This is a genomic window from Fangia hongkongensis FSC776 = DSM 21703, from assembly GCF_000379445.1.
GTDB classification, from domain to species: Bacteria; Pseudomonadota; Gammaproteobacteria; order Francisellales; family Francisellaceae; genus Fangia; species Fangia hongkongensis.
In genome coordinates this window covers 120074-146398 of the sequence record NZ_KB902262.1, presented here as the reverse complement: position 1 = coordinate 146398, position 26325 = coordinate 120074, and the positions used below count along the sequence as shown (strand labels likewise).

Below are 26325 nucleotides of genomic sequence, written 5' to 3'. Positions count from 1 at the left end.
TGTTATAACTTACATCGAAGCTCCTTTTGAAATATGGCTGATTTCATCAATTAATCGTGTTGATAGTAATTTTTTATACTGTGCATGTTCATCAATCATATAAATGAGCTTTTGATAATCGGCTTCACCCACGACCACTTTAGCATTTGCACTATCATCCAGCATATGCAAAACGGCCACTGGCAAGTTTGGAAAGCTAATAAATTGAGCCTTTGCCATATGCTTTGCACCAAGTTTACAGGCCCAGTTAATAGGAGGGATTAGCTCATCAGGCTCAGTTTGATTGCCATGTGGGTCTTCCCCCGTTAAGATATTGATTTCAAATAGCAAATTGTTGTCAAAACAAAAATCTGCAAGCATTTGCAAATTTCTATTTGTGACTTCATTATATCTTGGAATATAAAGCAGTTTTCCCATTTTTTAATCACTTCTCCACTCTCCAGTGATCAAATGATTGTACTTCAACAAAAAATATTTATACCATAGGCAAGCAAAACATAAGTTTATTTATCTATGCCGCCCTAGATAACTTGAGCATCCAATATTGATATTCAAAGTATTTACTGATCAAGCTTGCAGCATTTACATCCTTGAGGCTCTTAGTACAACCTACATTCTCGGCAATCACACGAGCGTTGTAAAGATCCGCTATATTACCCAAACCCCCTCCAGCATTAGTAAATGTTAAGTATGCCATATTATGCAAGTTTTGCTGATAAACTCGAGCAGCAGCTTTAAATTCAGCATAATTACTATGAAATTGAGCTGATGTGAGTTTGCTTGCTGTATCGTTATTATAATATTCCTGTAATTCAAATAATTGGGCATCTAGCTTACTTAGTGTATTTTTATATGATTGACGTTCTTGAGCAGAAAACTTAGTTTGCTGTGCTATCTTTCTCATTTCAGATTCAAAATAATCCCGATCAAAGCTCGTTTGACCATTGTCTAAACTGTGCTTCACAAAAGTACTGGACAATGCTTCATAAGAGACAGAACTTTTTGAGAATGTATCCTCTACTGGAGCTCCTCCAGACCAAGTTTGCACAGAACCAGTAATTCCATCCAGCACAATAGCAGACAAAATATTAGCAGCAAAAGAGCGCCAATTCCAAGCTCGAGCAAAGGTTTTATGATCTTGCTTAGCGATAAAACCAGTTGCAGCCATACTAATCAAAGAACCTGATATCGCTCCAGAGAGTCCACCAAAAAAGGCACCCGGCCACCCATGAGTAGGTAGAATTAAACCAACAACCAAACCTGTAACAGCAGAGCCTAAACCTGAGGCTATTGTATTGAATATAATCCTTCTTTTATGGCTTTTATGCCCCAACGGGTCAAGATTATCCAGCGGGTCCCCATTAAAACTGGCATAGCGATTAAACAGTGCATAAGTATCTTGCGAGATAAAACGATTGAGCTTAGTATCATAACTTCGTGCCACTAGATACACCGTTTGAGATTCGCTATCCCCATAAGCATTATCAAAGCCAAAAGGGTCAAATAAAGACAAATGCTGAGCGCCAGCGTCATAGTTTAACTGAGTGCTTGCATGCATTCCCAATGCATAAATATTGCCTAGAGAACAGATTGCTAGCAATATAGCGAGTATAATTTTTTCCATATAAATGAGACCTATAAATAAGGTATGTCTTTCCCTTTTCCTGAGAAATTAACTTTGATTGCTGATGTAGTTTGATGAAAAACGTATCGTCACAGAAACTGACCAATCCATTGATGCTCTGGATAAGCATTGGCAAGCCCCTTCATAGGAGCATTATCTATTTGCCCTTTAGTAAGCCCTGATGATAATAAATCTGCCTCATTGTTTTTTATTACAGCCGAAGCCCGAGACACAGCAGCAGCTACTAAGCCCTTAGCTTCTTCGGTCATATTATCAAACTCAGGATTATCCTTGCTCACGACAGAGATACTACCCATCAATCTTTGTAGCTCTTGATCACCTTTCAGTACGTTCATAACTTGGCTCATATATGTTTTCATTTTCTGATCTACATCAGCGCTTGCAAACTTGTCTATGTGTGAAACACTAAGGGCATTTTGAGCTTCGTTTGAAATACTAACTTTGATGAAATCAGGAGCTTTATCAGCTATCAACGGATTCTCTGCGACATCGATTTTTTTAACATCCATCAATTTCCCATCTCCATGAGAGCTAACACCATCTGTTTCATCTTCAATAGCTAATACCAGACTAGGTTTTTTTGCTGCACCTCCATTCTTCATGAGCGCGCCTTGAAAATCTTCCTGAGCGCTGGCAGCCTCTTCTATTTCTACACCTGTAGCGGCACTTCTCGTCGCCAAATACGACCCACCGAGCGCAGCAAGCGCCGCTATTCCAAAGCTCACTCCAAGCTTCCCTGAGTTAAATGAAGCTTTAAATTGCTGGTGATTAGAAGATGCATTGATGGCAGTCAGAGCCATATTCACCATAGGCCCTGTAACTAGACCTGCAACAAGTGTTGCAAGAGGATTTTGAAAAGTATAACCAACAGCAAATGGAGCTACTCCAGCTACTACAAAACCAACTGCACCTCCCCAATGATGTGACAATTCTGAGTTTATAAATGACTTTATTGATTTATGCCCCACTGGGTCAAGATTATTCAAAGGATCTCCATTAAAACTGGCATAGCGATTAAACAATGTATAAGTATCTTGCGAGATAAAACGATTGAGCTTAGTATCATAACTTCGTGCCACTAAATACACCGTTTGAGATTCGCTATCGCCATAAGCATTATCAAAGCCAAAAGGGTCCAATAAAGCCAAATTACCCTCGTTTTTTAGCGCTGCTCCCTTTTGAAGCTCTGAGCTAAATGCAAAGCTACTTCCTAGCATTAGTAACAGAGATAACAATAATACTTCTATTTGCCTGTATCGCATGGTAATAACCTCTCTTTCCCCATTAAATTTATATTTAAGCTTTTCCAGTAACACAAGATGTTTTCACATCTTGTGTTATGGCCTTCCCTCTAACCTTATAGCTCCGTAAAGAGAAGGGAGCATGCCCCACATGCAAAACCTTAAGCGAACTGAAAGTTCGATTTATATAATTCTAAGCTTACTTAGATTTTTTTGTTGCCGTTGTTGTTGAAGTCACTGCGCCATATGGTGTGTATTGTGTTGCAGAGACAAGTGAACCACTACTACCATCAATATGCCCCAAAGCGGTTCCTTTAAAGTTTGCCATATAATAGTGATCATCATCTCCTGAATCACCCAATAGCTTACCTGTTGCATCATCAGTCAAAAGACGCTGCACCCTTGAGTCTGCCATCAGATAGTGAGAGCTTTCACCATCTAAGCTGGCATTTACCATCTGATCACCTGAGTAATAGTAATCAATACAGTCTGTTTGACCTTTAATACACTTGCTCGCCCTTAAACCATCTGGGTAATATGTATATTCATACACAGTGCCTGTCGCTTGGTCTTTATAACCCACAAGCTGTGGCTCATTAAGTGCATTGAAATAGTAATTATCTTGATTCTCATTTGTCAGCTCATCACCCATCGCATCAAAACTAATATTCTGATTCTGAATCTGATCAAGGCCATTAAATGCATAAGTCGTGGTATTACTGCCCTCAACCTCTTTAACAATATTACCATTTACATCATACATATATTGTGTCTTGGTTGGCGTACCATTTGATCCAACTGTTTTATCCTGCTCAAATAAGCGTGCAGAGGCATCATAACTGTTATCTAAGGTGTAATCATCTCCTAATGCATCTGAGACTTTTTCCTCAGTAATCTGACCAATGTAATTGTACTGATAGCTGATGGTGTCAACCACAGTCCCTTTTGCATCAAGGGTTTCTACCGTTGATACTTGCTGGTACGGGTTGGTAGATTTATCATAAGCGTAGCTGTAGTACTCAGTATCGCCATTACCAATGGTTTCTGAACAAAGCTCACCGGCATGACAGCTTTGATTGACTTTTGTACTTGGCTCATAACTATAGTGCACATGTCCTACAGTTGTGCCATTATTCACAAGCCCTGCTGTGAGCATACTGCCGATAATAGAGTGCTGCACCGCATTGTAAGCATAGTTGGTAATCATCCCAGTAATATCTGTCACTGATTTTAAACTACCATAGTAAATAGCACCACTACCCGGGCTTGAGCAGCTAACAGCACTACCACTACTTGCATCAACACAGTTATATTCATAGCTTAATGCTTTGCCATCGGCATACGTTTTCTTCAACAAATCCCCGGTCAGCTCATCATAACTGTAACTAATCAACTGATTGGCTGTACTTGCTGTAGGCGGCGCATCATCGGTTGCAATACAAATGCTATTAGCATCACCACTATCTGAAGTATCATAATAAACATAGTCTAAATTCCCCGTTGCATTGTTATAAATGCTACAAGTTGGTTTTAGTGTATTACCCAATGGATCAACCGTAAGCTTGCCACTTGAATCAGTTACCCAGTTTGCAATCGCACGGCCAATGGCATCATATTTAGTATGATTAACATACCCCCCCTCATTCACAAAGCTTGTTAATTTACCTTCACCATCATAAGTTGGATCTGAGAACACGGTCTCAGTGGTAACTTTACCGGCATCATCAGCGCCGCTGTAAACCGTTGAAAGAAGCTCACCAAGTGGATTATAGCTAAACACTTGTTTGCGATAGAAGATGCTAGCATCTGATGTATTAAGCGGTTGCAACTCTTTGACGATTTCTTTACCTATAAGATTATACTCAAAGCTTCGTTGTTGAATATCATCATCGCCACTTGAAAGCTTGCTGATTGCATCATTAGAGGCGCTGTTGTTATCAACTGAAACCAGCTGACCGATATCGTTATAATGTTTATTCACTGTAATCGTATCACCTGAACTATTGACATCTTTGGTACCTGATATCAAGCGATGATAGCCATCATAGCTCATTGAGGTATGTGATACCCAATCACCATCTGCAATAACTGTATTGACATCATCAATGATATTCTCAGCAGCCGTGGAGTCATCAAAGTCTGTTTGCAGCGTTGTTGGTGCGCTGTATGTATCTGGCAAACTACTGCCATCTGCATGCAATGTATAAGTATGTAATAACTCACCTGTTTTTGGATCGACTTCCTTTACGCTATAAGAATCAATACACTGACCTTCAGAGCAGCTGTATGTTGAGAAGCTGATTTGACGATTATGCACCCTGTCATTTAATGTATAGTGATAAAAAATCTGCTCATCTTCACCCACACCATTATCCATCTGTGCATAGCTTGTCGCTTTATCAGTCATTTGTTGCTGCGAGTCATCATAGAAGTATGTATCAATGTTGCCGCTTATATCTGTCGATGACTCAAGCATGCCATAACCAGCGTTACCACTTTCATCATAGTCATAGGTTTTAGTACCTGTGACTATCGTGCGCGTACCATCAGTTGCTGTTTGCTTGACGATTTTACCAAAGTTATCAAAATCACTTACCAGTGTATTCCCAGCTGGATCTAAAGTAGAGATATAGTTATCATTTGGTGCAACATGATAGCTCATCGTCGTCACCTCACCTAATGGATCAACTGACTCAATCGTGCGCCCAAAGGCATCATAGCTTGTACTAGATACATGTTGAAAATCTTGCGCAATACCGTTACTAGCTGAGCTTGCATCCGTTAGTGCATATAAGCCAAGACCTGTTCCTTTATCTGAAATAGCCGCTGTACTAATGCTGCCATAGTTAACACCATCATAGGCTGTGCCAGTTTGCGTGGTAATAACTGCTTGTATATCAGCAAGGTTATTCTCAACATCAGTTGGACAACTACCCGATGAGAAAAGCCCACAGACCAGCGCTTTATTTGTACTTGTTGTGGCATCATCAATATAAGTGTAATCTGTCTCAACCGTTTTGATGTTCCCTTTAACATACTCTGAAGGCGCACTACTTGCATAACTTAGCACTTTAGTGAGAAGTCGGCCATGAGAATCGTACGTCATGTCTGTGTGATAAACTGGCACATTTGTCCACGTTTTCCCGCCATCTGAGGTGGTTTGATAACCAGACTCAGAGCTACTGATCACCCAATGCCCATAACTATCCTGAGTAATCGTATTTTGTGTATAAGTTGGATAGACTTTTGAATCATCATCACTACTACTTGTTTTCAAGTATGCTGTAGCTGGCATATTGACAACAGAAACTGGAAGACCATAATGCGCATCATCATAGGTTGTGGTAGTTGTGCTGCCATCTGGTGCCACCGACTCTGTCACTTCACCATATTCATTTTCTTGTTTTGTCGTTGTTAAAGTCGTGCCAGCAGTATTAAACTGATACGGCGTTATACTCGACTGAGAGGTATCACTATAAGTATCCAGTGACAAATCAGCATAAGGTGGCGGCGAATTTTCATCGCCTACCGTTTCACCGACATACGTAAATAAGGACTTAGATATTAAATTACTTCCATCGTAACTGTCTTGTTCTGTTACCAAATGCTCATGATTTAGTGTTGAAACAATCTTAATATTATTGGTAGTTTGTGAGGTTTGATAGGTATAGCCATTTAGATTACTAGAATTTAATAGCATATCTTCCGAGCTTGATAATCCTACGGAAGGGTAACCGGTAAAATTATGATCATTAGAGCCATATTGAGCATCTGTGGTCGTATTTAAAAGCGTATGCGCACCTGAAGCCGTACCATCAACATACTGGACATATTCATAGACTGGCATTTTCACATAATTTGAACTTGAGCATGCCGCATAAGTTGAACATGCATTTAAATAATTATTTGTGTTTGGATCATTTGTACTGTTGTAAATATTAGCGTACATTCCCGATGGGTAAGATAACTGCGTAATAAAGTACTGACCTGCAGATTCTCGATAACTTACCCCATAGTTATATGTTGTGTCACTGCCATCACTCACTGCCAATTTACTAACACCATTTGTGCCTTTTGTCAGCGTGATCGTTCTTTGTGTGCTATTGCCAAATACGGCTGGCAGGGTAATAGTAACAGTTGATGCCTCATTATCAAGCTTAATCTCATTACCTAAGTTTGACTTAACTGCCGTTAAAAGACCATTTGCTGTGGAGCTTGGGTCTGTCTCATCACCATAGTAATAATAAACAATGTTCCCCATGTTATCTTTGCTCTCAATCACTCTGGCAACTGAATTACTCCCTTGAGTATAGGTTTTCAAATACTCTGTTGTACCAGCATGTGTAGTGATAACATATTGATAAGCCCTACCATCATCAGCCTTTCCAGTTGAGGCAGTAAATGAAATATTATTTGACGTATGTTCCCCTTCAAAGGTCATTACGCCATTTTCTTCAGTAATGTAATAACCAGAACCATCAACATAAAGATAATGTGTTGAAATATCATAATTGGTTAGGTTAAAACTCCAACCCGTGCCAAGACCATCGATATTCTGATTGCTATCATTATCATAATTTAACGTTAAAGAAGGGTTTGCACCAATACCAGGAACACTGCCCACAGGATAGCTAATTAAAAGCTCACCTGTTTCAGAGTTAATATTCGCTGTTAAGGAACCTGATCCACCATAGCTCATCGAATCTTGCTGCGTAGTTGATGAGGATGTAACTGGATGAACATTATGTGATGCCAGTACATTTAAACCTTTAACAGCATCACTTTGATCCTTATTTTGCACTTTATTAGGGACTTTGGTTGCAGAGGGATTCCCCGCCTTTGAAGCGCTGCCAATTACAAAATTCATTGCACTTTCAGCACCAAAACCATTTACGCTCACTGCCGTTAATATTGCCAAGACAATTTTTTTATAGCCATTTTTCATTCTACTACTCACCTTTTTTCACCTTTAATTTATTCCCAGTTAACATCTATTTATCAATGATTTATCACACAGCATAACAATCCTAAAAAGCAGATAAGTTCAAAAAAATGAAAACCTGCGGTTAAAAAAGCAACACATAAAACTGATTTAGATGACTCCAAACTCAAATGCCACCTCTTAGCCATTCTCTGGGAGAACAACAAATCGACTCATAACAAAGCCTGTAATCAAGTTAGCAACAAGGTGCATTTGTCCAGAAAATTCAGATGTATTTATATCAAATTTCAAAACAAATGTTTTCACTTTAAAAGACTGCCATAAAAGCTTAATCAAAACGTCTTAGCCTATACTGATTTTAATTATAATTGCCATTCAAACAGCTAACCCATTTATCTTAGAGACAATTTTCAGAGCTAAGCATCAAATAAAATATCAGGCGGAGCATTAGTAAAATCCTTCTTTGGCAGTGGGAATTTGTTTTTAAATGATTTATAGAATAAAGCACTAAAAGATAAAGTAAGCCCATTAGAGACAAAATGCATTTCTCCAGAGGTGTTGATACCAGTTTTTGTTTTCACCTTCCTCGTACCAAAAATAGCACCGCCATTGAATACGGCTGAGGAAAATGCTGAGGCGAAAGGATATTTTGCTTGATCCCAAATTCCAAGCTCACGCTCTGCAGTCATAGGACTGGTTGCCTCTATAAAGCCCATAGCAACTACAAGTGGCAACATAAAAACATTCATTAAACCCTGTATACGAATATTATGATAGCTTTTGGAGTAGGATGCATGTGACTTAGACATCGTCATAAAGTTATGAGTTAACCGAGTAAAACCAGAGGAGAAAAACAATAAAGCGGAAACACCTCCGCTAAATCCTACCCCTCCAACAAATAGCCATTTTGCTACAACCACCCCTCCAGCGACACTTTCAATAAGATGTTGCGTGAAATTCAGCCCTTTATTAACATTATTCATAATCCTTTTAACCAATTCTTTATGATGACCATTTGGGTCAACATAGCGCACAGGGTCCTCGCCAAAACTACTATAACGATTAAAGAGCTTGTAGCTATCTTGTGAAATAAAACGTGATGCCTCAGGGTCATAGTTCCGAGCAATTAAATACATCAGCTTATTTTCTGCGGCTTGATACGCACCATCATATAAATAAGGATCATCATGAAGACTAAGCTCCCCTTCAGAAACGCTTATTACTGTTTGTGACAAACTCAATGTGTAACATAAAAACCCAGCTATAAAGATAGAAAGTCGAAGTAATCTATAAATCATCATGGAAACTTTCAATCTCAATCGTTTATTTATTAACTTGAATGGCGGAAAATTTAAGCAAAAAGCAAAATAAGCTGATAGTGAATGATGTAAAACGACTGTTTAATCTATCAAGCTCTTGGCATTCTCTACACAGCGTTATTAAACGCTTATCAACTTAAACTGCATTATGCTTTGGCAAAAACGTTAGTAACTATAAGGTATAATGACCTCTAGTAATCCTATTATTATTTGCACTCTGGTTTCCTGTTGCCACGAGTAGATTATATCCGCCATAACCTACTCGGAAAGGACCTGATACATAAGCAGGGGCGCTTGCTGCCAGGCGATCTGCTAACGTAAATGAATTGTTTGCAATCATATCGTTTGTAAGCCCGTACGCTCCTGAATTTTCCATTGCCCTAAAGAATGAAGTCCCGCGCCAAAATAGCTCTGCCCCAACACGCCCAACTGGATTAAATTTCCAAGCCATATTTGTTAATCTAGCTTGGATATCATTTGTGAAAGTATAGCCCTGTCTCCCTCCGATAAAAGTCTTCAACTGTCTGTCATCTTCCTGAATAAGATTACTTACTTTCTGCTGCCATTTTCTAGGATCCCAGTTACTTCTGCTTTTAATTTTAGCCTCTTCTTCTGGCGTCAATGGCTCAGCTGGGCTAATAATACTTTTTACTGCATAATATGTTGCCCCCACAGACATTAAGCCACCCATAAATGAATAAGCAATACTGCCAACACTATGACCATCATCTCCATCTATAATTGGCTCAAATCCTGCCAGTGGATTAAGCCCTTTTAGCCATGCCATGCGTGCGCGCTTACTACCCTGAAACAAAGTTCTCAAGCCAAATGGGTTTAGTGCATGATCACTAACCCAATGCCCTTTCTCCCCACTAAAGGTAACGCCTTCCATGCCTAAAGTGACACCAGAAACAGCAAATGAAGTCACAGCTGTTCCCGAACCTGCTAGTGCTATACCAAATTTCTCAATGCCTTTTTTGAAGGCACTTGCATTATGACCACTTGGATCGATATTGCCTATTGGATCACCATTAAATGGCAAATAACGATTAAAGTAATTATAGGTATCTTGTGAAATAAAGCGCATTGAAGCACTGTCTAAATTTCGCGCTTTTAGATAGATCGTTGCACTTTCAGCATCCAAATATTCATTATCGTAGGAAAATGAGTCTGTCGCAAGTGAAAGCGCTGGCGTGTCTGCCAAAGCACAGCCAACATATACAAACATTAGTATACTTATTATAATAGATAAAAACCGTTTCATAGTATCTGTCCCCATTCTTATTCAGCAGTACAGTTGCTTGAAGTCACATTACCACTGCCATCAGTTTGGTATTGGCACTCTGTCGGTGAGATATAATCACCCATTACATCCCTCAAACCAACAATATAGACATCACTCATATCAGGAACATAATCTTTCATCTTTGTGTTGCTGCTAAAGCTTTGAGAAATACTATTGCCATTAACCAAGCCACTTGTCACACCGTCACCTAAATACTCACACCAGCTATTTAAAAGCCCACTGATATTATTGTCATCAGATTTAAACAAATACGAGCAGCCCGTGCCTTTGTTGGTATCCGTATTTATATTTGAGGTTACATAGGCAGGGAAAGGTACAACTAAGTTGTCCTCACTATAGTTCGCATAGCCATATTGATTGTAAGCCAAGCGATAGTCCGTATCTGAGCTGCCTGGAACGGTTGTTTTAGATTTGGCATTCATCACCAACATAAAAGGCTCATTAGCCATAGAACCTTGGTCATATGCCCCTATATACCAAGAGTTCCAAACTGGCCACCCTTGTAAAAACTCCATTGCATCATTATATTTTCCATAAGTAGGCAGGTTATAAGCCTTCTCACTACTGCTATAAACCAAATACTCACTCGTAGGCGTTGAGTCACTATAGCTCTCAATCGTAGTGGATGGATTGGATGTAGCAAAAGAAATGGCACTTCCGGCAATACCTTCAACCCAAGCGTTACCATTAGCATCACTTAACATATCATTATAAACCCCACACACGCCACCGCCTAACGGCGTGATATTATAATTACCATTGCTGTCAGTGACTTTTGCTTCAAAATCATTACCCGCCAGTAGCCCACCATTACCAGAGGCAACATACAAATAGCACACATCCGAATCATCGATCACTTGATCTGTCGTATTGCCTAACCAAGGGTCACTTTTTGAGGCAATCGTTGAGAGCTCATCAATATAATTAACCCCACTTTGTGTCTCGCCATCAATGGATGGCGCCGAGGTAACCCTTGCACTTGCATAACTACTGCCATAGGTTGCTGAATTGTCATAGTTTAAGCCTAATGTTAAAAATAAACTCGAGCTGTCACTTGACTCATCTGAAGCTCCTCCAACCACATTCAAAGTGTCTACCTGACCAGTTCCGTCTATACCAGATGCACAGGTTACCTTGGCAGAACTCGATGTACTGTCATAATATACAGTACAGGCATCCGGAGTATATAAGTCAGTATTACCACTTGACGTCGGTCTAAGTGAAAGATACTGAGGAACAGGGGGTGAGTTGAAATTTTGAAGCGATATCGGCGGATAGGAATTTTCCATTGAATCGCTTGAAGGCGATAGGTTCAAGGGTGACAGATAAGCATAACAACCCTCTGGTGTAATTGTTCCTGTATTCGCCGTATCAAGTGCACAGTAATAGCGTGACTCTAAATATGAGGTTTCAAAATCACTACTGCTACAACTTGTTTTACCATTACTTTCAGAACAGCGCTCCATATTTGAAATAACCGAAGCTCCACTCCCTGAGGTGTTTGTTCCATTTAAATCAACTATATGATTATAAATATTTCCTTCCTCAGTCGAAGATGCATTTCGTGCCGGGATGATAAAGCTATTACCATTATCACTGACTAATGGCAAAAACTTCACCTGCTGCATCCCGTTTTTGGCAATGTCCGCACTTTCACTGGCAAGTGAGCTTGGTGTACTAAAGGAGTAATCATTTAAATCCACCCCAATATTATATGATGCCGAATCATCAACTGGATAGTCTGTTGCCTGTGACAACTCAATAGGGTCTGATTCTGCTACCTTATGAAATACACCAGTATTATCATAATAACCACCCTCAATAACCAATGTATCTGGTGTTTCTCCTGTATTGGCGACATTCGTGGCATAATTGACAAATACAAACGTATCTTTCAGCGACACACTGCCATCTGAATTTTTGTACATAAAGGCATAATCACGCGAGACTTTTCCAACCAGTGTCAAATCACTGTCACTAATCGCTTTGCTATCCCCACTTGAGTCTTTAAAAATCTCAAATGCACCAATTACCGGCGGATGCGTTCGCATATAACCATGTTCGCTATCATCAGAGTTTGCACTTAGGTCATAACTAAAGTTAATGCGATAAATACCATTGGTTACTGAATCACCTTTTGCATCGGTGGTACATGCCCACGTGCTACAGTTACTGCCACTATTGATTTGATCAAAAGGTAAAATCTCATCGACAGATACATCACTAAAACTTGCACTATAATAGGGAGCACCATTTGAGTCCGTATAATTACTTGAAACAGCAAGCGTATCCTCTTGTGGTGTTGGCTTTTCAGTAGATAAGCGCCAATAAGATTGATCATTACTGTCATATTTTACCGTATATACTAGGTTATGACGCAAGTAGTAATTTGGATTTTCACCGTTGACATAATTGGTTGTTACGGAATGCTTTGGCGCATTTTTTTCAGTGGTTTTAAGCATCCAAGTGATATCAAGCGCACCACTTTCATTTTCCATATTGCCATTTAAATAATTACTCCCACAATTCATCGCATATTCAATTGTAACATAGGCATTATGATCACCTGAACTTGCATAAGCCTTAAGATATTTAACCGGCTCTACTTCACCTTTTTTAGTCGGCTGAAGTGTACCAATATCGCTTGGCTTATGACCGCTAGAAAAGTGCATGTTTTTCTCATTTTTAACTTTCTCGAAGCTTAAGGTACAATTTTGCGTTGAATTGGTTAAATACAAATACTGATGATCGTGGGCAGATGCAATCCCTGCCACCCCAAACATTGCCATATATAGATATAATTTCATACTCACCCCATTTATTGAGTTATTCTGGTAACAACAATCTCATCACCATCGACTCAAACTAGAATAATATAGTTCATTTTGCTCTGGATGATTTTAAAACGAAACATGCGTTTTGCTTAATCAGCTTTGATAGCCAACTTTTACGGGCGCTAAATAATCGCCAAGTATATCTCGCCCACCCCCAATCCACACTGAGTCCATTGATGGCAACACAGCCTCCATGTTTGCATTTTGTTGTGTGGAGGTGAGCGCATTGCCAGAGACATCATTACCATTAACAAGTGCAGTTGAAATCGGGCTTAAGTATTCACACCAACTGTTAACAAATGCACTAATGTTATTTTTATCATTACTATATAAAAATGAGCAGCCTACATCACCTTGTGCATTGTCTTTAGCGAGTGCAGCATAAGCCGGAAATGGCACAACAAGATTATTCTCACTATATTGTGCATAATCAAAGTGCGTATAAACATCATAAGAGAGTTTTTTACCATTTTCCATCGTGCTTGACACGGCATTTTCCATCAGCATAAAAGGCTCATTATTATTGTTAACACTTCCACCATTTGTATCTGGAAAAGCACTGTTATACCACGAGTTCCAAAGCGGCCATCCTGTTAACAGCGTCATATTATCATTAAAATCATGATAGGCTCCATTACTACTTCCACCACTATAAGTGACATATGAACTACCATTTGCATTTTGCGTTGGTGAAAGCGAATATACATGCCCATCCTTGTCTGACAGATTCACCTGATTGCCTAGTGTATCGCCGACCCATGTATCACTGTTTACACCTTTTAAAGTATCGTTGTAAGCCCCACAATCTCCAACGCTATTTGGCTCAACATACAGGTTAGTGAAATAACTATCAAAATAATATATCGCTTGAAAGTTATTCAATGGCTGCAAGTTATTATGTTTAAGAAAATATAAATAGCAGGGCACTTCATTACTCATTACTTTTGCAAAATTAGCATCCGTGCTATTCTCATCGAGAATCGAGCTGCCATTATTATCCGCAATGGTTAGCACAGGGTCGAGCGGATTGACGCCGAGCTCACTGCCTCCATCTTCAGCAAAACTACCGATAACCGAAATATGAGATGCTGCATAAGCAAATGCAAGTGATAAAAAATTATTCCCACTATCATTTATATCACTACTGCCTTTTTCAACAAACAATTTGAGCTCTTGATCGTTTGAACTTGCCGGCTCATATGCGCAGCCATGCACCACTTGACTATCCGCTGAGTCATAATAGACATAACAAGGCGACAGTGAGTAGCTTGTCTCAGATTGATTTGCCGAAGGACGAAGCGATAGATACGTTGGAATATCCGGATTTTGCGACGACTCCTTGGGTGGGTAGCTACTCATATCATCATCGCTGGATGAGATGTTTTGATTACCAACATCATAGCAATGGGCAACATCATCATAATTTACCGTTCCCACACTGTCAGTTGTAATCGCACAGTAATAACGTGAGCGAAGATACGAGCTCTCAAAATTTTGATCAATAGCATTATCCGCTGTAGCTGGTACATAGTTAGTAATCACGCTGCCACTTTGATTCTCCGAGTAATCAATATACAGCATATGCTGATAGACATTACTCTGCTTGGCAGTCGTGCTACTGGTTTGCACTTGAATAACTGCACCACCTGTGCCAGTCTCAAGCTCAGGGATCACCCGAACTTGATGCTGCCCATTTTTAATAATAGCAGCATAGCTACTAGAGGCATCATCGCCATCCTCATTTAAGGAAAAATTAATCAGCGGTGCGCCTCCTGTAACAGAGTACTCCGTAGCAGCATTTAAATCGACCTTAACAGAAGAACCGATTGGATTGAAAGTATTTTCTGCATCATAATATCCCCCTTGAATCTCAATGCTATTGTAACTATCTGAAGGATTTTGCACATACACAAAGCTATCTTGCAGATACACCGCCCCATTTTGTGTGTCGCTCATTTTTGATATCCCATTTATATCTGGATCATTACGATAAATAAAGGCATAATCTCGCTTAACTGAACCGATCACTTCCCCTCCTTGTTCTATCTCAAAGGCTCCCACAACTGGTGGATGGCTGGAAAAACCAGCACCTGTCGGATACATTTGATAGCTAAAACTAATGCGATAAATTCCCTTGGTTTTACCATTAACACAAGCCCAACTGGGACAATTCCCACTTGTATCTGTTTTGTTGATACCCAAAATTTGCACCGCGTTTGCATTAACAACTCCCGTGCTATCACTTGGGTCACTGGTCGCACTTTCAGGGGTTAAATTCCCACTATCTCCTAGCGATAAAGTATTGCCATTCTCTGGCTTAGTTTGACTGATTGTCCAAGTGGTATGATATTTATCTGAATAGCTAGAGGTAAAAGTTAAATTGTTTCCATAGCTATAATCTGGTGCTTTAAGGGTAGTTTTGTAGCCCAGATTTGAAGTTAATGAAGTATACAGGTTATTTTCAGAATATATAACCCATTTAAAGTTCACTGTATTTGTGTAGTCATTTTCTCCTTCAGGACAGCTTAAAAAATAGGTTAGCTTTTTGTTATGACTATTACAGTTATCATCACTACACTGCTTAACTGCTTCTAAAATTATTTGTGGATAACTGGAACCCATGTTGCTACTATAAGCTGGCAAGTTTCCTTGATCCTCTGGACTATGACCATTTACCCATTTGGCATGCATTGAGCTATCTTTTACAAAGCTTAGTGTACACGGTGATTTATTCACCAAGGTTAAATAATGTGTATCTGCCATTGCCGTGCTGAGCACGATATTTAATAGCATCAATACAACCATTGACGTGATTTTTTTTCGCATTTTCCATTATCCCCATAATAATTATGCTGCTTTACTACACTTAAAGTAAGATTAATTTAGGCATTCAAGCACTTTTGTAAATTACTCGACAGCTTGAATGAAAATATTCTGCACTTATTTCCCCATTACGCGCAAATAATAAGCTACTCGCAATATCGCTATAATTTTGGATTATTTGCAAAACCTAAGAGAGTCTAAATTAACTTTTTAGACTAAAAAACAAACATATTGAAACATGCGTTTTGAAATATCAAATACTTAATCCTACATACAACTATCTGGCCCATTGGAAACTACCGTCCCACTATCACAATGTATATATAGACTATCGCCATAATAACTATTAAAAACACTATATATGCCACAGTTATTATTATTAGAAACTATCTTCTTCACCTGATTGAATTTCAAACAAGCCCAGTATTCTAAATTTTCTGCTTTCAACTCGATATGATTCCCTTTTTGATGGGCTGCGGTACTCAAATTAAGTGTGTTTGAGTCATTTACTAACATACTAATGCTATTACCCACTTTTGTATCATCGCTCGTAAACACATCAACCTTAACCGTTGTAGCTAAAGCTGTTGTTTGACGACCATCAATGCTTACCTCTTCACCAGTATGGTTATTAAAATGTATATTACACTTCCCATTACTTCCGCAATTGGTTAAATCTGAAAATGTGTTACCATAAGTCATTACCGCTATACAACAAGATAAAGTTGCAGCCAATTTTGTTTTTTTCATATGTTTATCTCCTATGTTAATTTTTAACTCTTCAGTTGGTTAAATGTTTAATTTTTTCTCAAAACATAGTTGGGGAAATCTTCAAAACCCCCAATTTCATTATTTATAATTACAATCAAATTATATATTAACCATAACCATTCCCTTGCGGGTGACTATAAAACATGTGTTTTGAAAAAAAACGATAACAATGCCAATGGCTAGCCAAATAGAATACATTAAAAATGTATATACCACCCGCAAACCATTTTACTCTATTTCTGCCATTGAATTTCTTGTTCTTTTGAGTCATCAGATATTGCTAATAGTCCGAGCTATTACCTGCAACCCAATGACTCAAAACTATCAAAAACTTCTTCAACATTAAACACCGCAAAATGATTCGCGGGTGGTATATTTGAGCAGAAAAGTCGTGAAGGCTTTAACTTTAATGCAGCATAATTGCTTGCATGGCAGCCAATTTTTTAAGTTGTGGCAAGGCAACCCTCTGGAGTCTACCCCATTGAAAACCAGCCATCACTCCTCTTTTGCTTTTTTCATACTCTGATGCTACTTGGCCAAATTTTTGGCTGATATCAAGAAACTTAGTAGTCTTAGGCTCCAAATCCACCAATTTAGCACCTCTACGTATTTCCTTATTTATATTTTGTAGCGTCTGGGCTATTGCCTCATTCTGTAGATTCGATATTTCCTGCACTTTTTCCATAGTCGAAGTAAGACCACCCTCCTTAACTGCAGATTCTACTGCAGCGTTTAACCTAATGATTTTATCTGCTCCATTCTCTGCATTTTCAAACGCTCTCCTTTGGATATTTGCAGCTAAGAGTTGGGTTTCAACTTTCTCATTAATAGCCTCCTGAGCTTCATTTTTTGCATTTACTGACTTAGCAGTGCTGGCAACTTGTTCAGATTCAAAAATCCTAATGGTATCTTGATCTTTATCAGATAAATCTGCAACCTCCGTCGTCGTAGAACGATAATCAAAGAAGGTAAGTACTGCTAACCCAGCCATATCCAACAACCCTCCTCCAAAAAAACCAATATGTCTAGCCGCTTCAGGAACAGCAACCGATGCTAACACCCTAAGAGCTAACACCCCCTTCCTTGCTCCCAGCATATAATCCACCGAAGCCCCCAAAGCTCCAGCACTAACAAGATCGGCAATATAGCGTTTGCGATTCTTCAATTTGTATACACCAACATCTAGCACGATATCATTTAACTGATCAGCCATCCCTAAAAAAATACCACCCTTCACAACTAAAGTGCTCTCTGCAGCCATCGTTTTCATCAAGTATGAACTACCTGCAAGACCTGCAAGATCAGTAGCTATCGAAAATGGTTTAACCGAATGATGCCCACTTGGGTCAATATTGCTGACTGGATTATCATTAAAGGAAATATAGCGATTTAAAAACCCTTCTGTATCTTGTGAGATAAAACGTGATGTTTTAGTGCTATAATTTCTTGCCTCAAGATAAATTGACTGGCTTTCTTGGTCTCCATATTCATTATCATAACCATAGGGGTCCGATCTAATAGTTAAGTTGCTGGCATTATCACCAGCTGCAGCGAAAACATTACTGCATAGCATAAGGCTAATTAAAATAATGCCTAAGCATACTATTTGCTTTTTAACTAGGTAAGCAAAAAACAACCTTGAGGATAATAATAAAATAACGCCAATACACGCCCTATTTGCTTTCAACTTAAACATAGCTTCTCACCTTCCCTATATATTCAACTGCACATAACCCCAAGCTACCTTTTTAAAATAGCAGCTAGCTTCTTAGCTTAATGTGTAGTGAATATGCATATTGTGTTCGTACTTCATTCAACAGGTTTTGTAGTGACAATCTTCTATTAAATCAACCACACTTTAAGTCAATTTATGCAAAACGCACGTTTAAATGTTTCCGTAGAAAATCTCTCAAGTATCCATTAGAGTCTCTTAGGCGATATTAGATAGTAAAGATGGGGTTCTGAGCTAAAGAAAAGTCAATCAGGTAAGCTTTTTGTGTTATTTAAAGGGAAAAAGCTTATGATTGGTATATACTAAACTCAGGAAATAGAAGAAACTTAACTGGGGAAGCTATGTCGAAATATGTTATTGTGACAAGCACATTGAAGATTTCAAAAGAGTTTGCTGAAAGTTATTACAAGCTTATTGAATTAAGAGCGCGTTTTATGCTTACACAACCTGGCTGTATTAAACTTGAATATTTTCAATCCCCCTCTGGTGAAGATACACTAGAGCTATTTTTTACCGGAAAATGGACTTCACTAAAGAAATATCACGAAGCACATGATCGCTTGGAGAAAAGTCCTGAGATATTTGAGCTTATTACCGATAAATTTGGTGAGTATGCCGCACACGCTTTTCGGGTACTTAAAATGAATAAGTTTAATATTTCCCACTATAAGCCTTTTGCTGTTTCGGATGATGATAAAAACTACATATCAATGACAGAGTAATTGAACCATGAAGCTGAACTTAATTGAAAGTTTTTTAAAAGTATGTGAGCTTAATAGCGTCACACGCGCCGCTGAAGCGCTTGATATCTCCAAAGGGCGCTTAAGCCAACAGATTAAATTTTTTGAGCAAGAGTTAGGGCTCACCTTATTTAGTCGTTCCAATAAAGGGATCCAGTTGAATGATACCGGTCAGTTGATCTATCAACAAACCTTAAGGATCACTCATGCTGTTGATGATCTCATTACAACCGCATCTCTTATTAAATCAACTCCCGAGGGCATGCTGAGTCTATATAGCGGCTATTGTTATGCAAAACTCTATCTTCTGCCTCATTTGAATTATTTTAAGAGCTTATATCCAAAAATGAATATTAAGCTCGATTTGACCGAAGGCTTACCTAACCTAACAGGTGGTAAGCCACAAATTGTATTTGGTGTGAATGCTTCTATCGATGTGCCACAAAACTGGAAACAGAAAAAACTTACCTCATCAAGGTTTATCTTCTGCTGCTCTGCAAATTACTTTGCCAAACATGGACATGTTCGCCTTATTGACGATTTAGTAGATCATCAGTTTATTGCCCACTCGAGCTATGTGCAAAACGGTCTTCTTAATATTGATTTACGTAGTGGAAATGCCCTCACACTTAAGCCTTCTATCGTTTTAAATAACACCTCGGCAATGCTGGATCTAGCCTTAGATGCACAAGGGGTAATAATGGCACATGAAGATATGGTGAGCCAGTTTATTCACACCAGTGAGCTGATTGAAATCCTACCTAATCAACTGGCACATAAATATAATGACATTTATCTCTATTACCCTGAAGGCAGTGAAAAACACCCGAATATACGTATTTTTATTGATCATTTTGCAAAGCTATATAATATTGCTTAAACTTGCGAAACCCTTGTTTACCCTACCTCTATTCCCGCTAAATTAACTCAGGTGATATTATGCCCTTCACCACAAAATGACTTTTTCAAGGATAAACTAATATGATTAAATACTTAAGTGCCGCTTTATTTTAAGTAGCTAGCATTGCAGCTGCCCACCCAGTGTTTCGCACAGCTACATTTCAAAATGCTATTTCGGCTGATGCAGGCAATAACGCTTATATCCAAGCCATAATCAATACCGAAGAAACAGAAATCACTGAATGCCCTTCAAAGCCTACTAGCAACGCCGACTGTGAAAACTTAAATACAAATTGTTATTACCTGAATACAACAGCAAACTATAATCAGAATATAGAAGTTGATATTTGTGGAAAAAATATTTATAAGGATCAAGATAAAGATTACGTGATAATCAATTTTACAAATATTATCAACAATAACAGTTATAGCGTTGGCAACGCAAGATGCCATATCCGTACAACGAAAACCACGAACCACAAAGTACTCAGATGCAAAACAAATTCGACGAATACAAATTATAAGTTCAAACAACTTAGTTATGGGAAAAACCCACAATATAAAATATTTGAGGACTCATGAGTCACTCTATATGTTTGAGACACCCATTTTACTTAGCAAAATTATTACTATTGATCAGACGCTTTTACAAGAACATCCTCCTAAACCAATTTGCTTAATGTTGCCATTATTACAATGAACATAAAGCTGATATGTTCCAGAAGTATCAACTACATATATACCACAGTTATTACTCCCCTGCACAATATCCTGAACCTGATCATAACTTAAACAAGTATTTTGTTTATTGTATAAACCACTTGCCATATCAATATAAATCATATCCCCTTTTTTATGCTTGCTTGTACTTAAGTTAAGCGTATCTTTTTGACCAGCAAAAATATTCATTTTATTTCCATAATCATTGCATGAAGTTGATTTTTTAACTTCAAGTTTCAATGTTGTTGCGTAACTAACCGTTTTTTTATCTCCCACACTGGTCATTATTCCTGTATTATTATTAAAATGAATATTACACTTCCCATTACTGCCACAGTTGGTTAAATCTGCAAAAGACTCAGCCGTAGCAGAATTTACCAAACTTGCTAATAGTACTATGCACCCACATAACATAGAAAGGTAGGCTACCAATTTCATATTTAACTTCAAAGCTTTCATATTATTACCCTTATTATCATTATGAAAATCAGATAACTGCTTATGCCGCAGCCTGTTACTGTATATCTGAAATAGTGCAAGTTCCATTTTCTTTAGAAAACGAATAGTTTTTAGAGTCAAAACTGTTGCAACTTGCATGAAGACTACCTTGGCTTGCCTTATGGTGTAGTTCAACATAACCAATGACCTCGTTTTTAGAATTAATTACATCGAATTTATATTTATGACCTTCTGTTTCGCAAGCTTTGCCATCATCTCTTTTTGCCGATATGCTTGTCATTTCTCCTGAATATAAAGGACTCTGTGGCGGATTCCTATCATTGACACAATGCGTAAGATAATATTTTGTAAACGTTAAAGTTTCATTAGTATTATTTTGTATTTGTAAAGTTGCCGACATTCCTAATTGAAAAATAGAAAATGCAACATAACCGCCAATAATAATTTTTTTCATATTACCCCCTAATTGTTAGACAAAATTTTATTTAAGTTCAACGCTGTCATATTACCTATAAGCCGAAGCTTAGCTTCATGCTAAACCATAGCCTGTTACTGTATATCTGAAATAGTACAAGTTCCATTTTCTTTAGAAAATGAATAGTTTTTAGAGTCAAGACTCTGACAGCTTGAATGCAGATTGCCTTGTTGGGTTGTGCTACTATGTAGTTGAAAATAACCAATGGTCTTGTTTTTAGAATTAATTACATCGAATTTATATTTATGACTTTCTGTTTTGCAAGCTTTGCCATCATCTCTTTTTGCCGATATGCTTGTCATTTCACCTGAATATAAAGGACTCTGTGGCGGATTCCTATCATTGACACACTGCGTACCATAATCTTTTGTAAACGTTAAAGTTTCATTAGTATTATTTTGTATTTGTAAAGTTGCCGACATTCCTAATTGAAAAATAGAAAATGCAACATAACCGCCAATAATGATTTGTTTCATATTAAATCCTCTCTTTTTTTGTTGTTAAGTTGTTAAGTTTTTAACCTGTTTATTAAAGATCATTCACCAAACCATTTGCGTAATCAGGCCTTACTTCTGTATAACTATCTGCATAGTTCAACATATTGCTAAAGGTTGCAGATTGCGTATTAAAGGAAACGGAATTATCCGTGAATCCTTTATTCTGAATAATGTCATACAGCTCTCCACTACTGCCAATAGCATCATTGTTGATTAAACTATTGCTATACATCCAATAAATAATATCTGCTGCCAGATAAAACCCCGTATTATTTTCAAAATAAATATCCACAGGCGATGATTTACTATGCGCAAACGCACTTGAAATTAATATTCCACTCAATGCTACTACTAACAGCATTCTGATATTAATCACTTAAAGTACTCCTCTATATTTAGTCACAAGTCACATCCCATCCGCAGCCGTGTGTATGATGAACATAACAATTTACAGTAGTATGTTCAGTTGCATCCGAATAAGGCCAATCATGACCAGCCTTTTCATCCCCATCATGTGCAATGCGTATTTTTAGCTTTTCGACACTATCATACGGCGGTGAAGGCTTTGGAAAATCATAAGTATATGAGTTTCCAGAATGCATGCCATGTGACGCACAAACCGATGTCTCAGATGGGTTTTCATGAACTCCAAGACAGTCACCTGTATCCATCCAAATAGCATCTATTTTAGAATGGATTGGAGTATTTTCTTGACTGCAGCCCGGATCTACTCTATTAGTATAATTAATATATTTTTACCTTAAATCCACTGTTGCCAGCATTAGCAGCAATACATAGATTTAACCCTATTAGTGTTAATACTTTTATTACTCGACTTAACATAATCTCCTACCTTGCAGGGTATTTATTTGCTGGAAAATTCACCCAGCTTTTGGTGAAAACATTTAAATGATTAAATTGAGGGCTACGAATAAGTGAATACATTTTACTCTTTGTCGCAGCATAGCTACTCCCTCTTACGCCAACAAATAAACGAATCCCAAGCGCCTTGCAATGCTTTCTAATTGTCGCTTGATTAAACCCGGTTATACTTGCTACTTCGTTGTAACTTAAACCTTGACTTTGAAATATACTAAGCATTTCAAATAAACTTTTGCCATACTGATTTTTAATAGCTGCTTTTAGACTTTCATTACAGTATTGATTAATCATTTTTGCCCCCTACTGCTGACTAATTGTTACAGTTGCTGTATCTGTTGACTGATCATAACTCGTTGCCACAGAAATATTGCCCAAAGATTTTGGATAAGCTGAAAAACTATCTTGAATATGCCCATCATCAGTATCCACGCTTGCAATATAGGTAAGCATAATTGCGTTTGAATTTCCCTTCTGCTCCATGCTTGGCAGCGTTAATTTGTACGTTGCCATCTCCACAGTCTGTGCAGGTGAGTTTGGATTAAAACCACAGTTATTTTGCGCACTACTTTCAACAAACTTTAACAGTCCATTTGGACTGCTGGCATTTAACATTAACTCAGTTGGGTTATCAAACGATACATCACAGCTTTGTGTTGGATCTGAAACAACCTCAATATTTTGATTAATATTTTGCCCCTTTATCTGTATCTCGGTTGCAAAAGAAGCGTTGCAAAAAACACCCAGAAGCAAAATCCCCAAATAATATTTTTTCATTTATATCCCCATAAAATTAACTTGGCAGCACTCATTACCCTTGTGAAATTGGTCCATTAAACACATAAACCCCATCATCTGCATTATATAGATTCCCCTGTGAGTCATAGCAATTTTCAAGTCTAAGCTTGTGACTTTTATAAAGTAAGCCACACTCCATTAGGGGACTATCACCGCTACTTGATAAAGAAAACTTCAGATAAGAACAAGTGTTATCAACAACCTGATTAGATTCTGCATGAATCTTAATTGAAAACGGGTTAACGTCAGCGGGACTCGTATCGCTATCTTCTTGCACTTCATAACCTTCAGTGACTAACTTACCATTTAATTTATAACCAGAGCCACCTATTTTATTTGTTTGACTATCTTGACAGTATTGTGAAACTGCTACCGAGCCTGTTGCTGTTATCAAAGCATATACTTTTTCACCAAGCTTGTTATCAACCTTAATAACAACGTTTCGCTGGTGTGCACTGGCAATACCAAATGCACAAAATGCTACAGTCGTAAAAAATATTTTCTTTTCCATAATCGTCAAGACCCCATTTGTTAATCGATCGTATCCAAGAGTAAAATAAAGCTGATTATTTTATGTTCATAAAAAGAAAAACGAATGTATTCAAAAACAATACATCATTTAAAAAAACGCTGACACATCCCTAACTATGAGAACTTAAAATCTAAAGTCACATTGAGTTTAAGTCACTATAGTTAACAACATAAGCTCCTAGTGAGCCTTTTTCACTATAGTTCCCGACGCCATAACCCTTTGAACAATACTTAACCCTACTAGTAAAATAACTAAGCATATTAAAAAATGAAACATGGCAAACTAAATTTATACTTTCCAGCATATAATACCGCCCGCAAACCAATTTACCCTATTTCTGCCATTGAATTTCTTGTTCTTTTAAGTCATCAGATCTTGCTAATAGTCCAAGCTATTACCTGCAATCCAATGACTAAAAACTATCAAAAACTTCTTCAACATTAAACACCGAAAAATGATTCGCGAGTGGTATATAAGACAGACTGAAAGCTAACCTATCAACTGGAATAGAAAACACATGTTTAAAATATCTCCATACAGCTTTCACAATCCTTGAACTACAAATACCTTAATCTAACAAAGCAATACAAACCTAAGGAGCTCTAATGCTAAAACAATCCGTCATAATTCTTATCACAGCTTTCACATTCACACATGGGGTTTTTGCAAATAAACACTTACGATCTGCAACTTTCATAAATGACATCACTAACGATGCCAATAATGATAGTGATTATATTAGCGCTCAAGCTTCTAATAACAGCAAACTAAGTGAATGCCCAGAAAGCCCAAAAAATGTGCAAGACTGCAAAGACTATGGAAATTGCTATTATCTAGATCCACCAACCACTGCAACCTATGGCCCACAACATAGAGCTTCAAATTTGTGGTAGTGGAAGTGACAGTAAGCCTGTAACCCTAAACTTCACCAACACTGCTAGTAATGTTAGCAACACCGTCGGGAGCCTGACTTGCTTTGTAAAAGCAGGTAAGAATTCACATAGAATGTTTTGCTACCGAAGTGATAAAGACCATACAGGTTATGAATTCATGCAAACAAGTGGAACTAAAAATAAGGTTTACGAAATTATAGAGATCTTTTAGCTATCATTCTGATGCTATATACAAACATAGGTTTAATATTTATTAGTTCAACACCCCACCTACTCAAGCTTAGAATACTCAGTATCAATCTATATTAACGAGGAATAATATGCTTAAAAAATTCATTATAATCTCACTCACTCTGTGCTCCCTTTCAAGCGTAAGCTTTGCGGATAAACACTTGAGATCTGCAACTTTCATCAATAAGATTTCCAGTGACGCCAACAGTAGCAACACCCATATTGAGGCTTCAGTTTCCAGCAGCTCATTTTCTGCATGCCCATCAACTCCGCTTAGCCAACAAGATTGTATTGACTTTGGAAATTGTTACTACTTATCTCCAGCAGAAGCAGCGTATAAGAACAACATAGAACTTAAAGTTTGTGAAGATGGGAACTCTAGCAACACCAAATACCCTGTGATTCTTGATTTTACTAATGTAGTAGATGATACCAACTATGCAGCAGGAACTGCAACCTGCTATATAGACACTTACCACTCACATTCAATGGAATGTAGTTTCACCACTAAAAATACCGATTATAAATTTCATCAGATAAAAGGAAATAAAAATAAAACTTATAAGATCACGACAAAGTAAGTGTTAT

The 26325-nt window shown here is 37.9% G+C and carries 22 protein-coding genes; 4 read left to right on the top strand and 18 right to left on the bottom strand.

What is annotated here, in order from left to right:
• Window positions 1–9: 9 nt before the first annotated feature.
• The 10 genes from A37Q_RS0109000 to A37Q_RS0108950 all read right to left on the bottom strand — a co-directional run bounded on the left by A37Q_RS0109000 (window position 10) and on the right by A37Q_RS0108950 (window position 18577).
• Window positions 10–417, bottom strand: coding sequence for a hypothetical protein (locus A37Q_RS0109000; protein WP_018299950.1), 408 nt, complete (start codon window positions 415–417; stop codon window positions 10–12).
• 94 nt (window positions 418–511) lie between these two features.
• A complete protein-coding gene (locus A37Q_RS0108995) occupies window positions 512–1624 on the bottom strand; it encodes an RHS repeat-associated core domain-containing protein (protein ID WP_018299949.1) in 1113 nt (370 codons plus the stop codon).
• Window positions 1625–1713: 89 nt separating this feature from the next.
• Complete coding sequence (locus A37Q_RS0108990) at window positions 1714–2907, bottom strand: RHS repeat domain-containing protein (protein WP_154648663.1); 1194 nt, start codon at window positions 2905–2907, stop codon at window positions 1714–1716.
• A 178-nt stretch (window positions 2908–3085) separates the two neighbouring features.
• Window positions 3086–7843, bottom strand: a complete 4758-nt coding sequence (locus tag A37Q_RS0108985; RefSeq protein WP_154648662.1) for an RHS repeat domain-containing protein — start codon at window positions 7841–7843, stop codon at window positions 3086–3088.
• Window positions 7844–8244: 401 nt separating this feature from the next.
• On the bottom strand, window positions 8245–9129 hold the full coding sequence (locus tag A37Q_RS0108975) for an RHS repeat domain-containing protein (protein WP_018299945.1): 885 nt from the start codon (window positions 9127–9129) through the stop codon (window positions 8245–8247).
• Window positions 9130–9319: 190 nt separating this feature from the next.
• Complete coding sequence (locus tag A37Q_RS0108970) at window positions 9320–10375, bottom strand: RHS repeat-associated core domain-containing protein (protein WP_018299944.1); 1056 nt, start codon at window positions 10373–10375, stop codon at window positions 9320–9322.
• Between the two features lie 53 nt (window positions 10376–10428).
• Window positions 10429–13260, bottom strand: a complete 2832-nt coding sequence (locus A37Q_RS16380; protein ID WP_018299943.1) for a hypothetical protein — start codon at window positions 13258–13260, stop codon at window positions 10429–10431.
• Window positions 13261–13380: 120 nt separating this feature from the next.
• A complete protein-coding gene (locus A37Q_RS0108960; protein ID WP_018299942.1) occupies window positions 13381–16113 on the bottom strand; it encodes a hypothetical protein in 2733 nt (910 codons plus the stop codon).
• 264 nt (window positions 16114–16377) lie between these two features.
• The gene (locus tag A37Q_RS0108955) at window positions 16378–16860 is read right to left on the bottom strand and encodes a hypothetical protein (RefSeq protein ID WP_018299941.1); all 483 of its coding nucleotides are present in this window, start codon (window positions 16858–16860) and stop codon (window positions 16378–16380) included.
• A gap of 427 nt (window positions 16861–17287) precedes the next feature.
• Window positions 17288–18577: an RHS repeat-associated core domain-containing protein gene (locus tag A37Q_RS0108950; RefSeq protein WP_018299940.1), complete on the bottom strand. Its 1290-nt coding sequence runs from the start codon at window positions 18575–18577 to the stop codon at window positions 17288–17290.
• 377 nt (window positions 18578–18954) lie between these two features.
• Between A37Q_RS0108950 and A37Q_RS0108945 the strand changes: the two genes are divergently transcribed.
• Both A37Q_RS0108945 and A37Q_RS0108940 read left to right on the top strand, forming a co-directional pair.
• Window positions 18955–19335, top strand: coding sequence for an antibiotic biosynthesis monooxygenase (locus A37Q_RS0108945; RefSeq protein WP_018299939.1), 381 nt, complete (start codon window positions 18955–18957; stop codon window positions 19333–19335).
• A gap of 7 nt (window positions 19336–19342) precedes the next feature.
• Complete coding sequence (locus tag A37Q_RS0108940) at window positions 19343–20233, top strand: LysR family transcriptional regulator (RefSeq protein ID WP_018299938.1); 891 nt, start codon at window positions 19343–19345, stop codon at window positions 20231–20233.
• Window positions 20234–20889: 656 nt separating this feature from the next.
• On the opposite strand, the gene A37Q_RS0108930 is transcribed toward A37Q_RS0108940, so the two are convergent.
• From A37Q_RS0108930 to A37Q_RS0108895, 8 genes are all read right to left on the bottom strand, one after another.
• On the bottom strand, window positions 20890–21432 hold the full coding sequence (locus A37Q_RS0108930; protein WP_154648661.1) for a hypothetical protein: 543 nt from the start codon (window positions 21430–21432) through the stop codon (window positions 20890–20892).
• 55 nt (window positions 21433–21487) lie between these two features.
• Complete coding sequence (locus A37Q_RS0108925) at window positions 21488–21886, bottom strand: hypothetical protein (protein ID WP_018299935.1); 399 nt, start codon at window positions 21884–21886, stop codon at window positions 21488–21490.
• 95 nt (window positions 21887–21981) lie between these two features.
• On the bottom strand, window positions 21982–22383 hold the full coding sequence (locus tag A37Q_RS0108920) for a hypothetical protein (RefSeq protein ID WP_018299934.1): 402 nt from the start codon (window positions 22381–22383) through the stop codon (window positions 21982–21984).
• Between the two features lie 52 nt (window positions 22384–22435).
• Entirely contained in the window at window positions 22436–22780 is a 345-nt protein-coding gene (locus tag A37Q_RS0108915; RefSeq protein ID WP_018299933.1) for a hypothetical protein, read from the bottom strand.
• Between the two features lie 19 nt (window positions 22781–22799).
• Window positions 22800–23075 carry a hypothetical protein gene (locus tag A37Q_RS0108910; protein WP_018299932.1) on the bottom strand — a complete coding sequence of 92 codons (276 nt, stop codon included), beginning with the start codon at window positions 23073–23075 and terminating at the stop codon, window positions 22800–22802.
• 178 nt (window positions 23076–23253) lie between these two features.
• Complete coding sequence (locus tag A37Q_RS0108905; RefSeq protein WP_018299931.1) at window positions 23254–23577, bottom strand: hypothetical protein; 324 nt, start codon at window positions 23575–23577, stop codon at window positions 23254–23256.
• Window positions 23578–23586: 9 nt separating this feature from the next.
• Complete coding sequence (locus A37Q_RS0108900) at window positions 23587–24060, bottom strand: hypothetical protein (RefSeq protein ID WP_018299930.1); 474 nt, start codon at window positions 24058–24060, stop codon at window positions 23587–23589.
• 34 nt (window positions 24061–24094) lie between these two features.
• Window positions 24095–24592 carry a hypothetical protein gene (locus tag A37Q_RS0108895; RefSeq protein WP_018299929.1) on the bottom strand — a complete coding sequence of 166 codons (498 nt, stop codon included), beginning with the start codon at window positions 24590–24592 and terminating at the stop codon, window positions 24095–24097.
• Between the two features lie 626 nt (window positions 24593–25218).
• Here A37Q_RS0108895 and A37Q_RS0108890 point away from each other — a divergent pair.
• Window positions 25219–25506 carry a hypothetical protein gene (locus tag A37Q_RS0108890; RefSeq protein WP_018299928.1) on the top strand — a complete coding sequence of 96 codons (288 nt, stop codon included), beginning with the start codon at window positions 25219–25221 and terminating at the stop codon, window positions 25504–25506.
• A 320-nt stretch (window positions 25507–25826) separates the two neighbouring features.
• Window positions 25827–26318, top strand: coding sequence for a hypothetical protein (locus A37Q_RS0108885; protein WP_018299927.1), 492 nt, complete (start codon window positions 25827–25829; stop codon window positions 26316–26318).
• The last annotated feature ends 7 nt before the right edge of the window (window positions 26319–26325 follow it).

What these genes read in the sequence shown, in the direction of transcription:
- A37Q_RS0108945 (WP_018299939.1), top strand. Translation starts at nt 18,955, where the DNA reads ATGTCGAAATATGTTATTGTGACAAGCACATTGAAGATTTCAAAAGAG.
- A37Q_RS0108910 (WP_018299932.1), bottom strand. Translation starts at nt 23,075, where the DNA reads ATGGATACAGGTGACTGTCTTGGAGTTCATGAAAACCCATCTGAGACA.
- A37Q_RS0108900 (WP_018299930.1), bottom strand. Translation starts at nt 24,060, where the DNA reads ATGAAAAAATATTATTTGGGGATTTTGCTTCTGGGTGTTTTTTGCAAC.
- A37Q_RS0108990 (WP_154648663.1), bottom strand. Translation starts at nt 2,907, where the DNA reads ATGCGATACAGGCAAATAGAAGTATTATTGTTATCTCTGTTACTAATG.
- A37Q_RS0108995 (WP_018299949.1), bottom strand. Translation starts at nt 1,624, where the DNA reads ATGGAAAAAATTATACTCGCTATATTGCTAGCAATCTGTTCTCTAGGC.
- A37Q_RS0108905 (WP_018299931.1), bottom strand. Translation starts at nt 23,577, where the DNA reads ATGATTAATCAATACTGTAATGAAAGTCTAAAAGCAGCTATTAAAAAT.
- A37Q_RS0109000 (WP_018299950.1), bottom strand. Translation starts at nt 417, where the DNA reads ATGGGAAAACTGCTTTATATTCCAAGATATAATGAAGTCACAAATAGA.
- A37Q_RS0108885 (WP_018299927.1), top strand. Translation starts at nt 25,827, where the DNA reads ATGCTTAAAAAATTCATTATAATCTCACTCACTCTGTGCTCCCTTTCA.
- A37Q_RS0108950 (WP_018299940.1), bottom strand. Translation starts at nt 18,577, where the DNA reads ATGTTTAAGTTGAAAGCAAATAGGGCGTGTATTGGCGTTATTTTATTA.
- A37Q_RS0108975 (WP_018299945.1), bottom strand. Translation starts at nt 9,129, where the DNA reads ATGATGATTTATAGATTACTTCGACTTTCTATCTTTATAGCTGGGTTT.
- A37Q_RS0108930 (WP_154648661.1), bottom strand. Translation starts at nt 21,432, where the DNA reads ATGAAAGCTTTGAAGTTAAATATGAAATTGGTAGCCTACCTTTCTATG.
- A37Q_RS0108895 (WP_018299929.1), bottom strand. Translation starts at nt 24,592, where the DNA reads ATGGAAAAGAAAATATTTTTTACGACTGTAGCATTTTGTGCATTTGGT.
- A37Q_RS0108890 (WP_018299928.1), top strand. Translation starts at nt 25,219, where the DNA reads ATGCTAAAACAATCCGTCATAATTCTTATCACAGCTTTCACATTCACA.
- A37Q_RS0108955 (WP_018299941.1), bottom strand. Translation starts at nt 16,860, where the DNA reads ATGAAAAAAACAAAATTGGCTGCAACTTTATCTTGTTGTATAGCGGTA.
- A37Q_RS0108970 (WP_018299944.1), bottom strand. Translation starts at nt 10,375, where the DNA reads ATGTTTGTATATGTTGGCTGTGCTTTGGCAGACACGCCAGCGCTTTCA.
- A37Q_RS0108925 (WP_018299935.1), bottom strand. Translation starts at nt 21,886, where the DNA reads ATGAAAAAAATTATTATTGGCGGTTATGTTGCATTTTCTATTTTTCAA.
- A37Q_RS0108940 (WP_018299938.1), top strand. Translation starts at nt 19,343, where the DNA reads ATGAAGCTGAACTTAATTGAAAGTTTTTTAAAAGTATGTGAGCTTAAT.
- A37Q_RS0108960 (WP_018299942.1), bottom strand. Translation starts at nt 16,113, where the DNA reads ATGCGAAAAAAAATCACGTCAATGGTTGTATTGATGCTATTAAATATC.
- A37Q_RS0108920 (WP_018299934.1), bottom strand. Translation starts at nt 22,383, where the DNA reads ATGAAACAAATCATTATTGGCGGTTATGTTGCATTTTCTATTTTTCAA.
- A37Q_RS16380 (WP_018299943.1), bottom strand. Translation starts at nt 13,260, where the DNA reads ATGAAATTATATCTATATATGGCAATGTTTGGGGTGGCAGGGATTGCA.